Source organism: Aliikangiella sp. G2MR2-5 (assembly GCF_015687155.1).
Taxonomy (GTDB): Bacteria; Pseudomonadota; Gammaproteobacteria; order Enterobacterales; family Kangiellaceae; genus Aliikangiella.
In genome coordinates this window covers 1,078,472-1,091,083 of record NZ_JADPQF010000001.1, presented here as the reverse complement: position 1 = coordinate 1,091,083, position 12,612 = coordinate 1,078,472, and the positions used below count along the sequence as shown (strand labels likewise).

Genomic DNA, 12,612 nt, shown 5'->3' with positions numbered 1-12,612 from the left:
GACTATGAACTCAATAATACAAAAAGCACCAGGACATTTTCATGGTGGAATACATCCTCCGGAATTTAAATCCTTATCGAATCAAAAAAGTATTGAAAGAATTCCTCTCCCTGAGTTTTTATTACTCCCTTTAAAACAACATATTGGCAGTGTAGATGAAGCAGTAGTTAGTGTGGGAGACAAAATTTGCAAAGGGCAACTGGTTGCAATCCCTACACAATTTGGCGCAGCGATTCATAGCCCCGCCGATGCTACCGTGGTAGCAATAGAACCAAGCTTGGTTGGACACCCATCGGGTAAACCAGTTATGGCTTTGAAACTTCAAGTATCAAAGCGCAACTCAAGCGAGAGCTTCGAGGAATTAAAGTCTACGGAAAACTCTGAGTGGAAAACATTACCTCTTGAGCAATTAATAAATAAAGTACAGGAAGCTGGCATAGTCGGCCTTGGCGGCGCGACATTTCCAACAGCGACAAAGCTCAGAACCCAGCCGGTAGATACTTTGATTATTAATGCAATGGAATGCGAACCCTACATAACTTGTGATGACAGACTACTACAGGAAAAGGCTGACGAAGTTTTGCAAGGAGCCTTGATCGCCTCGCACTTGCTTAATGCAAAACAGATTATTTTTGCGACAGAAGATAATAAACCAGAGGCAATCGAGTCACTTAAAAAAGCGATACTCGACTCGCAGGCAAAAAATGTAAAAATTGTAGTAGCTCCGACAAAGTACCCGAGTGGTGGCGAGAAGCAAACCATCGAACTGGTTACCGGCAAACAGGTTCCTCATGGGCAGTTACCAGCAAGTCTTGGAATTGCCGTCCAAAATGTAGCGACAGTTAAGGCAATAAGAGACGCTATTTTGTTTAACCAACCGCTAACGGAGAGAGTGGTTACGTTAACAGGCGATCTGGTAAAAACAGCCGGTAACTATGTTATTCCTTTCGGAACACCTGTTTCACACTTAATTGAATTATTGAAAATTGACAAAAGTCAGCTCGAAGCAGTTATATTTGGTGGCCCTATGATGGGGCAAAGCATTCGAGATTTCGGTGCGCCAGTTACTAAGTCGACCAACTGCATAATTTTTAACAAGAAGAAAAGCAATCAACATGACTGGGTAATAGAAGCAAAACAACACAAATCATGTATCAGGTGTAGTGAGTGTCAGCAAGCCTGCCCTGTTGATTTACTACCACAGCAATTATTATGGTTTAGCCAAAGCGAACAGTGGGAACCTCTTGAAGAACATGGGCTGCTGGATTGCATTGAGTGCGGCGCTTGTGCCTATGTTTGTCCGAGCGAAATACCACTGGTTCACTATTTCAGGTATGGAAAATCTGAGATTGCAGATCTAAAAGCGAATAAGAAAAAGTCAGAAAAAGCTAAAGAACGATATGACTTTAGAGAAATGAGACTTGAGCGGGCAAAGGCAGAACGTGCAGCAAAGCATAAGAAGGCGGCGGAGGCCCGTAAAAAAGCAGCTCAAGACGCAAACAAAGATCCTGATGGCAAACAGGCTGCCATTAATGCTGCGCTTGAGCGGGTTAAGCAAAAGAAAAACAAACAGACATCAGACAACAAATCAAGTGAAGGAGAAAATTAATGCGACTCTCTTCTCCCTTCTTTCACCATGCGTTATCGACAGATAAAGTAATGCTATTAGTCATAGGTGCGCTAATTCCTGGCGCAGCCATACAGTGTTTTTATTTCGGCTATGGTGTGCTAATCAATCTTGTTCTTTGTGCACTGGTAGCCAATTTAAGTGAACTATTATTCTTGAAGTTCAGAGGCCGTGCTCTGGACGCGCTCAAGGACAACTCGGCTACTTTAACCGGGATCCTGTTGGGACTTGCTATTCCGCCAACGCTTCCATTCTGGATGAGTATTGTTGGTGTGAGTTTTGCGATTATTTTTGCTAAACAGCTTTATGGAGGTCTGGGATTCAACCCGTTTAACCCGGCAATGGTGGGTTATGTACTACTATTAATTTCTTTCCCGGTTGAAATGACAGCCTGGCTTCCTTCAACTGAAATAGCCAGTCACTTTCCGAATTTCACTGAGTCTTTACAGTTAATTTTTTTATCTGAAACCAGTCGCGGCCTGACGGTGGCTGACTTTAGAACAGTTGCTGATGGCTTTACTATGGCTACGCCTCTTGACCATGTAAAAACCGCGCATACGATGGGAAAAATTTCATCTGAAATAGTTACCGACCCAATGTACAACACAAACCTGATTGGTTGGAACTGGGTCAATTACGGATTTCTATTCGGCGGATTACTGCTTTTGGCAACCAAAACTATTCGTTGGCAAATTCCCTTCGCTGTATTGGCATCAATCATTGTTACCAGTGCATTGCTCAACTGGTTCGATGCAGAGCGCTTCAGTACTCCAGTTTTCCACCTTACAACAGGTGCTACAATGTTGGGCGCATTTTTTATTGCTACCGATCCAGTTTCAGCTTCAACAACACCAAAAGGTCGCTTAATCTATGGAGTACTAATAGGTTTTTTTGTTGTGACTATCAGGACTTTTGGCGGCTATCCAGAAGCAATGGGTTTTGCTGTGCTATTGTTAAATCTCGCGGCTCCAACTATTGATCATTACACCAGGCCAGTAATCTATGGCCATCGGCAAGGAAACACTAATGTCTGACCAGGCTGACAACGTTTTAAAAGCGAGTAACCGTAACGGTCTGATGCTGGCTTTATTCGCAGCGGTTTCCACTGGACTGATTGCGCTGGTTCATTTAATTACAAAAGATAAAATAGCCGAAGAAATCGAAGCGGCTATGGCAAGACGGTTGAATGAAATAGTCAACAGGACAGAATACGACAACGATGTATATCACGACTGCAAATTACTAACTGACGTTCCATTACTCGGACCGCAGTCTGAAGTAAAAATCTACCGGATGCGCAATGCTGGTCAGAACCATGCGGTATTTTTAACAAGCGTCGCACCTGATGGATACGCAGGTAAAATTAAAATGGTGATAGGCATTTATAAAGACGGCACCCTTGCTGGAGTTAGAATTACCGAACATCAGGAAACACCGGGCCTGGGTGATAAGATCGAAATAGAGAAGTCAGAATGGATTGAAGGCTTTCGCGGGAAATCTTTGATTATTCCAGAGGATAAAAGCTGGTCGGTAAAAAAAGATGGCGGTAAGTTTGATGCGCTCACAGGCGCAACAATTACTCCCAGAGCAGTAATTAAAGCGGTAAAAAACGCACTGCTTTTCTATCAACAAAATCAAACAACTCTGTTTGATGCAAAGAATCAGTGTTCAGCTAGTAAATCATGAAACTAATTGAAGAAAATCGAAAAGTTATCCGAGACGGGCTTTGGGACAATAATGCGGCTCTTGTTCAACTATTGGGACTTTGTCCCCTTCTAGCGGTTACCGGAACATTAATAAACGGTCTTGGTCTGGGTATTGCAACTACATTTGTCCTTATAGGTTCAAATGTCACTGTTTCCATTATCCGCAAGCATATCCCCAAAGAAATCCGTATCCCCATTTTCGTTATGCTAATAGCGTCTTTTGTAACCAATGTTCAACTCCTAATGAATGCTTTTACTTATGAACTCTATTTGATTCTTGGTATATTCATTCCTTTAATAGTGACCAACTGTACCATTATTGGACGGGCTGAAGCTTTTGCCAGCAGAAACAGTCCGATACCTGCATTTATGGATGGTTTATCACAGGGAGTAGGTTTTACTCTGGTACTAATGTTACTTGGTGCGATTAGAGAATTTGTAGGCCAAGGTACAATTTTGGATGGAGCCCACCTGCTATTTGGGGAATGGGCTAAAGATCTGACTTTGCATTTTTACCTGACAGATCAGAAGTTTCTGTTCGCGATACTTCCACCAGGCGCTTTTATTGGCCTGGGAATATTAGTAGCCATAAAAAACTATATTGATGAAGGTATCAGCCAAAAAGGGTTTGCAAGTGATGACGAGGTGCAAACATTAGATGAGGTACAAACATTAGATGAAATATCCTCGCACCAAACTTCGCCTTAACTATTTAAAGCTAGCGTAAATATTTTCTCGTTCATATATCAGTATTAGCAGAACCTGAAAATCTCATCTAAGCGACTTAATCCATTTTTCAAGATGCGGTTTGAAGTAATAGATACTACTGTATTTGTTTATTCCGATTCTTGTAGCGCGTCCATCAAGAAACTCTTTAATTGAGTACTCTCCTTCTGTAATCAACTCTCCCGAATCAGAAGTTAATCGGAATTTGAATTTCATCTTATATATCGACATATCCTTTATAATTCGAATATCTCTATTTCCATCTCCACGCATATAGTCAATATAGCCGGGTAAGTCGATATTAATTATTTTAATATCGACGCCTATTCCCTCATCCAGAAGCGGATTCATAACTTCACTAAAAAGAGCATTAACTTCTTTGCCAATCTGTTCAATACTTCGCTTTTTGCTTTTTCCGCTTACATAAATATCAGTAAATCCTTTAGCTTCAATAAGCTCGATATTCAATTCTGATGCCTGCGCGGTTGTCACGCCACAGCCACCAGAACTTAAAACAATCAACACTAATAGAAGTGGTCTGAACATACTTATTTTCCTCATCGAAACCCGAATGATAAAAAAAGCCTCCTGGTTTATTCAGGAGAGCGTGATATGAGTAGTTACCCCTTTTCGCTTATTCAAAATAGAGATATCATCCCTGATTGAATTCGTACTAAACTAGTAGGATTGCACCATTATTTGCTTTTCCGGCATTTTTATCGAGATCAATATCTATAATAAGTAATATCACAGACTCTGAGCCCAAAAAGCGATAACGTTAAAACAAGGTGTAACCACCGTCATTATTACCATAGACACGATAGAGGTCAATTTGGTCACTTTAAATTTTGAGAATACCAGGAATAAGTCTACTGCAAAATTATTTGTCTGTTTTCTAACTAGTTTTCTGCTAATAGTGCCATGTCCCAGGCTTAAAGCAATCCCCTACTCAGATAACACGCCACCGGCCAGTCTTGAACTCACACTCAATCAAAAGGCTCAAATCTATGACAAGGAGCAAAACCTTGAGAAAAAGCTTAAGCTAGGTAATGAAATAATAAGTCAACTTTCTGCCGAAGAAGAGTTTGAACAACTGGCAAACTTTCTGATTTCGCAGGCAACAATATATCTTGATTTAGAAAAGTATGATCAGGCAATTATTACTGCAAACCGCTCACTAAGCCTGGCAGAGAAGTATAATTTGGCAAAAACTCAAATGACAATTTATAGCAGAATAGCCGAAGCATACTGGTTTCAGGGGAAGCTCGACCTTGCTTTGATCAATCTAGAAAATAATTTGAAGATCGCTGAGAAGCTAGGATTAAAAAATGATATTTCGTCTACACTACACAATATCGGACTGATGTATCGTCATATGGGGTACCCGGAGAAAACTTTAGACTACTACACACAGTCTATTCAGATAAAGGAAGAGCTCGGTATTAAATCTGAGAGCCTGGCAAATGCCTACAACAGTCTTGGAGTTATTTACAATGATCTTGACAAAATAGAACTCGCTGAAAAGCAGTATAAAAAAGCGATAGTTTTAATGGAAAACCTTCCAAATAGCAACCTCGCAGCACCACTTCACAACCTTGGTCAACTACATGAAAAAAAGAAAAGTTTCGATACAGCCCTCGATTTCTACCTGAGTTCATTAGAATATGAAAAAAGAAATGAAAATAAACATGGAATCGCTATTTCTCATCGAGAAATTGGTAAGCTATATTTGAAACAGAAAAATATTGATAAGGCTGAAGAATATCTTCTAGAATCTCAAAAAATCACTAATCAACTTGACTCTCTTATCTTAAAGGCTGATATCAGCCTTGCGCTGGCCAGACTATATCTTGCCCAGGAAAAAATTCAGAAAGCTAAAGATTTCTCTCAACAAGGCTTGCAACACTCTATCGAAGCCAAAGAGAAACAAACTCAACTAGAAAGTTACCTTCTATTATCGGAAATTTACCAACGCTCCGGCGAATATCAACTGGCCTATGATAATTTCAAGCTATATCATCAAACGCAAGCCGAAATAAGCGCAGAAAAAGCGAAACAGCAAATTCGCAATCTTGAAGCTCAAAAATCAATCGAGCTTCACAGGCAAGAAGCGGAAAAGCTAATACAGGAAAAGGCTCTACAGCAGGAAATACTGAACAAAGAACTTTCGTTAAGTCGCATTTGGCTTGTGGTCGCTTTTGTTATATTTATTACCGTAATTCTTGTTCTTATTGTCTTTATAATGAGACGTAACCTAATTCAAAAAGAAAAGGTTAATCAGGAACTGGTAGAACTCGACAAAATGAAAGATAACTTCCTTTCAAGCACTTCACATGAACTACTTACACCAATTAATGGAATTGTAGGATTAACACAAGCGATCGAATTCTCTGAACCCTCTCTTTCTCAAGAATCAAGGGAAAGCCTTAAAATCATTACATCCTGTGGTATTCGTCTTACTAGTCTGCTTAAAAACATTCTGGATATGTCCTCTTTTAATCGAGGACAGCTTTCATTAAATAAAAACAATACCGATCTCGGCCGCTTAATAACTTCTGCAGTATCTCAAATAAAACCACTTACGCAGGAGAAAGGACTATATCTGAAAACGAATATTCCCGAAAACCCTGTCATACTGTCCCTCGATCAATCAAAAATCGAGCAGGTTTTATTTAATTTAATTGGAAACGCGATAAAATACACCAAACATGGGGGTGTCTTTATCCAACTAAAAGATTGTGAAAATGATATAGAAATAAATGTCATCGATACTGGAGTAGGAATTCCGCCAGAACAGGAAAAATACATTTTTGATACGTTCTCACAGGTCGGCGGTCAAAATACCGAGTATGGCGGAGCTGGTATAGGACTGAGTATTAGTAAGGCATTGATCCAGCTTCATCAGGGCACACTTGAATACGCACCGGGCGTTAAACAAGGCAGCATTTTTTCAATCCGTCTTCCCAAAAGTAAAAATCTGGTATAATCAGCACGTTTACAAATGCATATTCTGACTTTAGGAGCCTGCTGTGTCTAAAGAAAGTGAAACTCAACAATCTAGTGTTTCCAACATCCAATCTACTACTCATGCACCCGAGGAAAATATTGGCGATGTAGAAAGCCCGGTAGAGCTTACTAATTTTGAAAAACTTAATATGGAAACAGCCAAGCTGAAATGGAAAGAGCTTGAGCTTTTCTTTGCTAAAGGAAATTTGCTTAGGGTTGCCAAAGAAGCGGATCTGGTAAAAGTTGGTGCACTAATAGCGGATAATAACCACCAGGAAATTGAAGTACTGATCGCGAACAAACAAATCGAGTTTGCAACACCTGCCTGGGTAAAGAAGAACTGCTCCGCAGATACACTGTTTTGGACTCTTGTGGTGGCGCCCTACGTGCTCTGCCAACCGGCATAGGTCCAAACCAGGATTAATTAACCGAAATTTTTGTTCAACCATAAAAAAAGCGAGCAATGCTCGCTTTGGTATAAATTATATGGTCTCCAGAGCTTACCAGAGCATTGCTCCTAAAAACTCAATAAAACCCGTTTTACACATCTGCACACCATTTTCAGCCAGATGATCCATTGGATAACCTTGCGTTTGTAGTACTGCAGCAATAGTTGTAAGCATTGTTACAGCTACTAACAGGCTGATTTTACTTGTTTTCTTTGCGCTTTTTCGGTTTAAGACCATTTTTTTATACCTTTTCGTAGACTGGTCAATCATCACATAGATTGACCAGAAAATCAAGTTACGAGATTATAACTTTTAAACTAAGCCTCATCCCGGTAACGTCGAGTGTAGATAGCTCCGGCCAAAAATATGGCTGCAACGCCCAACCCAACCCAGAAAGGTGCTCCGCCCAGAACTTCACCAGCGGTATAAGTGATACCGTCAAACATATCACCACCTAACAGATTATTTATTGGTGAGTTCTGAATCATCACACTCTTGCCTATCCGCTCTGCGAACATCTCTGCGAAGCGACTAGTCTGAAATATCCAGCCCTCAGCAATGATAATCATCAGGATTGGTAAACCACCCCACAGAAATGCAACTTTCTTCGCCCAAGCAGAAGCTAACATCAACCAGGCCCAAAGCGGTGCTAACCACAAGCTCGCCAACACGAGGTGTAGCAAGTTATTGAACATCACTCCGAATAAATTGGAAGACGCCCATAAGGTTATTCCAGAGCTACCGCCAAACCATGAGAAAACCGTAAAATACAGTAAGAAAAACACCTGAAATATGGTAATCACTATGAAGTAACTCACAGGTACAAGTAAGGTGATAGACACAAACTTACTCAACACCGTAACTGTGTCTGACACAGGAAGCGACTTCCAGAAAAGAATGCTTCTATCTTTTCGTTCATCGTATAAAGAACCCAATGCATAAAACAGGCAGATGACGAGAGATACTAGAGAAAATACCAGACCTGTACCGTGTAAGCCTATCTGGACCCCCTTAGATCGCTCTTCATCAGGAGTAGCTTCAAAAGTCTCAACAACAGTAGGTAACTTCTGACTAAAGTCTATCTTATGCTCTCCGTTCAACACGAAGTGGTCACCACTAAACCCAAAGACAATCATCATTGTCGCAAATACCGCGGCCATGATCGCTGGAGTATAGAAGATTCCACCTTTGTGCTCCCAGAACTCTCTTTTCAATAAGGCTTTAAAGGTTCTCATTATTTGCCCTCCTTCATTTTCGCAACGAAAAGATCTGCTACGCTTGGAGAATGGATTTCACCCAGTTCTTCTAGCTGACTTCTATCAACACCTTCAAATAAGAATACTTTTCTTCCAAATACATCTCTTTCGATTAACGGGTTGAGTGACTTTGCTTTTTCAGCATCATCGCGGCTTACCATAACTTCAAAGTATTTATCAGCAACTTCATCCATCGAGGAATCCAGAACAATCTCACCATCTTTAATGAAGATTAGATCAGTCAGTAAATTCTCTACCTCCTCAATTTGGTGAGTGGTGACTAAAATACTTCGACCTTCGTCAAAAAATTCCGCTAGCAGCTGGTTATAAAACTCTTTGCGATACAAAATATCCAGACCCAATGTTGGCTCATCTAAAACCAGAAGCTCGGCTTCGATAGACATTACCAACGCCAGATGTAGCTGAGTTACCATTCCTTTTGATAGCTCTTTAACCTTGGAATTCCAGTTAATCTTTGTCTTACCAAGAAAGTGCTTTGCTCTTTCCAGGTTGAAATGTGGGTGAACCTCTGTAACAAACTCAACCGCTTCTTTAACTTTTAACCACTTTGGCAGTAAAGCCACATCAGCAATAAAGCAAACTTTCTGCATTAACTGATGGCGTTGTCTGGAGGGATTCAGACCGAGAACTTCCAGCTCACCGTCGAAGGAGGTCAAACCCAAAATAGCCTTCAAAACCGTAGTTTTTCCAGCACCGTTCGGCCCTACCAGTCCGACAATCCGGCCACGCTCAATTGAAAAGTCGACTCCTTTGAGCGCGTCAAACGAACCATAGCTCTTGGAAAGACCTTTAGCTTTAATAATGGTACTCATGCTTGCCCTCCATTTGACGGAACATTTTGTGGCAATTCATTTAATGAAAGCCCCAAGCGTTGAATTCTAGTCATAATCTTTGGCCACTCTACTTGCAAGAATTGACGTTTCTCTTCGTCCAGTAACTTAGATTTTGCTCCATCTGTCACAAACATCCCCAACCCCCTCTTCTTTTCCAAAACCTGTTCATCGACTAATTCCTGATAAGCTTTTGAGACCGTCAATGGATTAATCTGATAGTCTGCAGCAACTTGTCGTACCGAAGGAACCGCCTCCCCCTCGGCGACCTCACCATCGATTATCAACTCAACTACTTTTTCTTTGAGTTGACGAAAGATGGGAGTTTGGTCATTCCACTTCATCGCGTTCATAAGCCCTCTCATCGTTTTTGGTTTTTAACGCCGCTTGGTGTTGTATTTAACTATAACACCACATCACCTTGACGCAAAATCTAAAATGTTTCAAACCGTTAAGAGATAACTTACTGTATTAAATAGCTTTTCGGGATTATAATAGGCCTTTACTCACACTTGTTAACACTTCTATGGCACGTTTTTCAGAGAAAATTTCGCTGTTTTTCCTGGTTTTGTCACTATTTGCCATTGCGAGTGGCCTGATTAACTTTAGCTTTAGTCTGATTCTTGGCTTTTTCTACGCTATTGTTCTAGGTAACCCCTATCAGTTAAAAACCCAATGGGCATCTGGTCATATTTTAAAAATAAGCATAGTACTTATGGGGTTTGGCCTGAATATCCAGGAGATCGCGGAAACGGCAAGAAGCAGTTTCTGGATTACAATCATTACAATTTCTTTCGCAATGACTGCAGGCCTTATTCTGGGAAGACTGTTTAATGTCGACTCAAGGCTTTCATTTCTTGTCTCCGGTGGTACTGCCATTTGCGGAGGTAGCGCGATCGCGGCGCTAGCACCTGCAATAAAAGCCAGGCCCACACACCTACTTATATCTATATCCATTGTCTTTTTATTGAACGCAGCTGGCCTGCTCGCCTACCCATATATTGGAGAATGGCTTGAGTTATCACAATCAGAATTTGGCCTCTGGGCCGCGCTTGGTATACATGATACCAGTTCGGTTGTTGGTGCCGCTGCGGAGTATGGCGAAGAATCATTAAAAGTAGCTACCACAACCAAATTGGCAAGAGCATTGTGGATAATTCCTCTTGTTTTCATCGCTGGATATGCCTTTCGACATGAGCAAAGCAAATCAAAGCTTCCTGTGTTCATTCTGTTTTTCGTCGGCGCAAGCCTCATCGCCAGTTTTGTACCCAGTATTTCGACTATCAGTAGCTACGCCCCGGTTATCGCAAAACGAGGAATGGCGATAAGCCTGTTTCTTATCGGTTCTGGCTTTAATCAACAAACACTTAAAGAAATTGAATCAAGCGCATTCTGGCAGGGATTGCTTCTTTGGATACTGGTATCTGTATCCGCCCTCGCATTGATTAAATGGCTGTAATCACTTATCTAGCACGGAGAGTACATGTTCAAATTTCAATCACCAATTGACCGGCATGCACAAATTAGAAACAACCCGGAAAAAATCCTTACCTGCCTGTCGCATGAAGACAGTCGATTTGTGTTGCTCTTCAAAGGACAGATTGTTACCAGTGGCCAGACGGAACTTTTTTTCAAGCAGAGCGATGTTAAGAACCAACTATCGAAGACTGTAAACAAAGAAAACAAATGTTTAGAGCTACACCTCGAACAGACTTCCATTTATCTGGGTCATATCGACTTAACTCATTATTTTGCTATACAACTCGATGACCTTATTCCTCCTTTATCGCATAAAGATGTGATTAATCTTCGTCAGGCCAGTTTAACCTGTGATGCTGACCAGATAGGTTTTTTATTTCACGCGCAAGGATTAATCAACTGGCACTGGAATCATCAATATTGCGCCAAGTGCGGCGGCAAAACCCAAATGGCAAATGCGGGGCACTCACGAATTTGTTCTGACGAAAATTGCCAAAAAGAACATTTTCCCAGGCTCGATCCAGCTGTAATTTTCTCAATCAGTAACACCAGAGCATTTCCGTCAAAACTACTTCTAGCTCGTCAGGCAAACTGGGACGAAGGGCGATATTCGGTTATTGCCGGTTTCGTAGAGCCGGGCGAAACCCTGGAACAAGCTGTGGCTCGGGAAGCCTGGGAGGAAGTCGGTCTAAAGCTTGATCAAGTCGTCTATTTAAGTTCTCAACCCTGGCCTTTTCCCTCTTCACTCATGGTTGGTTTTGAAGCCGAAACGACTGAAGAAAATATTCGCCTGATCGATAAAGAAATCGAGCACGCTATGTGGGTTACTGCTGATGATATAGAAAGCCGGGTGAAATCAGGAGAATTGAAACTCCCTTTTTCAGTTTCTATTTCCTGGAGTTTGGTAAATCGTTGGTTTCGGAAAGAAAAAGGATACTCAATCAACGAGATTGGCTGTGATGAACAAAACCAATGAATACTCAGAATAAATCCAAACGGCTAAAAAGCATTTCAAGTTGGATTCTACAGGCTTTAGTACTGATTATTATTTTTGTCATAATAACCTGGTGGCAACAAAAAGAAATGCTTTCGAGTAACGAATCACTGCCCGCCCCGTCATTTGTTTTGCCATCGCTTGCGGGTGATACGGTGTCATTTCCGGCTATGGACAGCAAAGGAAAAACGCTTCTCTATTTCTTTGCTCCATGGTGTAGAGTGTGCCACCTTTCTGTTGGTAACTTACAGGATGTTTATGAGCGAAATAGTGACAAAGACCTGTCTATCTATTTAATTGCTCTAGACTGGAAAGAACAAAATCAAATTGATGATTTTGTCAGACAGCATAGTCTTACTATTCCTGTACTTCTTGGCACCGATAAAATTTCCAATGCCTACAAAATTCAGGGTTTTCCCAGCTATTATCTAATTTCGGAAGAAAATAAAATTATTGCAAAAGATATGGGGTACTCAACTGAGGCAGGTATCATCATTCGTTTACTTGCCAACTAGATT

The 12,612-nt window shown here is 41.0% G+C and carries 14 protein-coding genes; 9 read left to right on the top strand and 5 right to left on the bottom strand.

Translation table 11 applies throughout. The features are described 5' to 3' along the window. Nucleotides 1–4 precede the first annotated feature (4 nt). From rsxC to IYN84_RS04350, 4 genes are read left to right on the top strand one after another with little or no spacing between them, the layout of a single operon-like run. The gene (gene rsxC, locus IYN84_RS04365) at nt 5–1,609 is read left to right on the top strand and encodes an electron transport complex subunit RsxC (protein ID WP_196137936.1); all 1,605 of its coding nucleotides are present in this window, start codon (nt 5–7) and stop codon (nt 1,607–1,609) included. Then, nucleotides 1,609–2,661 (top strand): electron transport complex subunit RsxD, encoded by a 1,053-nt coding sequence (rsxD, locus tag IYN84_RS04360; protein ID WP_196137935.1) that lies wholly within the window; start codon nt 1,609–1,611, stop codon nt 2,659–2,661. The genes rsxC and rsxD overlap by 1 nt, the downstream gene beginning before the upstream one ends. Next, nucleotides 2,654–3,313: an electron transport complex subunit RsxG gene (gene rsxG, locus IYN84_RS04355; RefSeq protein WP_196137934.1), complete on the top strand. Its 660-nt coding sequence runs from the start codon at nt 2,654–2,656 to the stop codon at nt 3,311–3,313. The genes rsxD and rsxG overlap by 8 nt, the downstream gene beginning before the upstream one ends. Continuing rightward, nucleotides 3,310–4,041, top strand: a complete 732-nt coding sequence (locus tag IYN84_RS04350; RefSeq protein ID WP_210330291.1) for an electron transport complex subunit E — start codon at nt 3,310–3,312, stop codon at nt 4,039–4,041. The genes rsxG and IYN84_RS04350 overlap by 4 nt, the downstream gene beginning before the upstream one ends. Before the next feature lie 63 nt (nt 4,042–4,104). Here the strand turns inward: IYN84_RS04350 and IYN84_RS04345 are convergent, their stop codons facing one another. Beyond that, nucleotides 4,105–4,605 (bottom strand): DUF3016 domain-containing protein, encoded by a 501-nt coding sequence (locus IYN84_RS04345; protein WP_196137933.1) that lies wholly within the window; start codon nt 4,603–4,605, stop codon nt 4,105–4,107. 286 nt (nt 4,606–4,891) lie between these two features. Between IYN84_RS04345 and IYN84_RS04340 the strand changes: the two genes are divergently transcribed. After that, on the top strand, nt 4,892–7,045 hold the full coding sequence (locus tag IYN84_RS04340) for a tetratricopeptide repeat protein (RefSeq protein ID WP_196137932.1): 2,154 nt from the start codon (nt 4,892–4,894) through the stop codon (nt 7,043–7,045). Nucleotides 7,046–7,088: 43 nt separating this feature from the next. Continuing rightward, entirely contained in the window at nt 7,089–7,472 is a 384-nt protein-coding gene (locus tag IYN84_RS04335; protein ID WP_196137931.1) for a DUF2288 family protein, read from the top strand. 93 nt (nt 7,473–7,565) lie between these two features. On the opposite strand, the gene IYN84_RS04330 is transcribed toward IYN84_RS04335, so the two are convergent. The 4 genes from IYN84_RS04330 to IYN84_RS04315 form a co-directional block, all read right to left on the bottom strand. Beyond that, nucleotides 7,566–7,751, bottom strand: a complete 186-nt coding sequence (locus IYN84_RS04330; protein ID WP_196137930.1) for a hypothetical protein — start codon at nt 7,749–7,751, stop codon at nt 7,566–7,568. Between the two features lie 80 nt (nt 7,752–7,831). Then, nucleotides 7,832–8,749 (bottom strand): hypothetical protein, encoded by a 918-nt coding sequence (locus IYN84_RS04325; protein ID WP_196137929.1) that lies wholly within the window; start codon nt 8,747–8,749, stop codon nt 7,832–7,834. Next, entirely contained in the window at nt 8,749–9,603 is an 855-nt protein-coding gene (locus tag IYN84_RS04320) for an ABC transporter ATP-binding protein (protein WP_196137928.1), read from the bottom strand. Before IYN84_RS04320 ends, IYN84_RS04325 begins: the two co-directional genes overlap by 1 nt. Next, the gene (locus IYN84_RS04315; protein WP_196137927.1) at nt 9,600–9,974 is read right to left on the bottom strand and encodes a GntR family transcriptional regulator; all 375 of its coding nucleotides are present in this window, start codon (nt 9,972–9,974) and stop codon (nt 9,600–9,602) included. The genes IYN84_RS04320 and IYN84_RS04315 overlap by 4 nt, the downstream gene beginning before the upstream one ends. Nucleotides 9,975–10,147: 173 nt before the next feature. On the opposite strand from IYN84_RS04315, the gene IYN84_RS04310 reads away from it, so the two are divergent. Genes IYN84_RS04310 through IYN84_RS04300 form a run of 3 tightly spaced genes read left to right on the top strand, consistent with a single transcriptional unit; the run spans nt 10,148 to nt 12,609 of the window. After that, a complete protein-coding gene (locus IYN84_RS04310) occupies nt 10,148–11,080 on the top strand; it encodes a YeiH family protein (RefSeq protein ID WP_196137926.1) in 933 nt (310 codons plus the stop codon). A gap of 24 nt (nt 11,081–11,104) precedes the next feature. After that, a complete protein-coding gene (gene nudC / locus IYN84_RS04305) occupies nt 11,105–12,076 on the top strand; it encodes an NAD(+) diphosphatase (protein ID WP_196137925.1) in 972 nt (323 codons plus the stop codon). Continuing rightward, entirely contained in the window at nt 12,073–12,609 is a 537-nt protein-coding gene (locus IYN84_RS04300; protein ID WP_196137924.1) for a peroxiredoxin, read from the top strand. The genes nudC and IYN84_RS04300 overlap by 4 nt, the downstream gene beginning before the upstream one ends. Nucleotides 12,610–12,612: the final 3 nt, after the last annotated feature.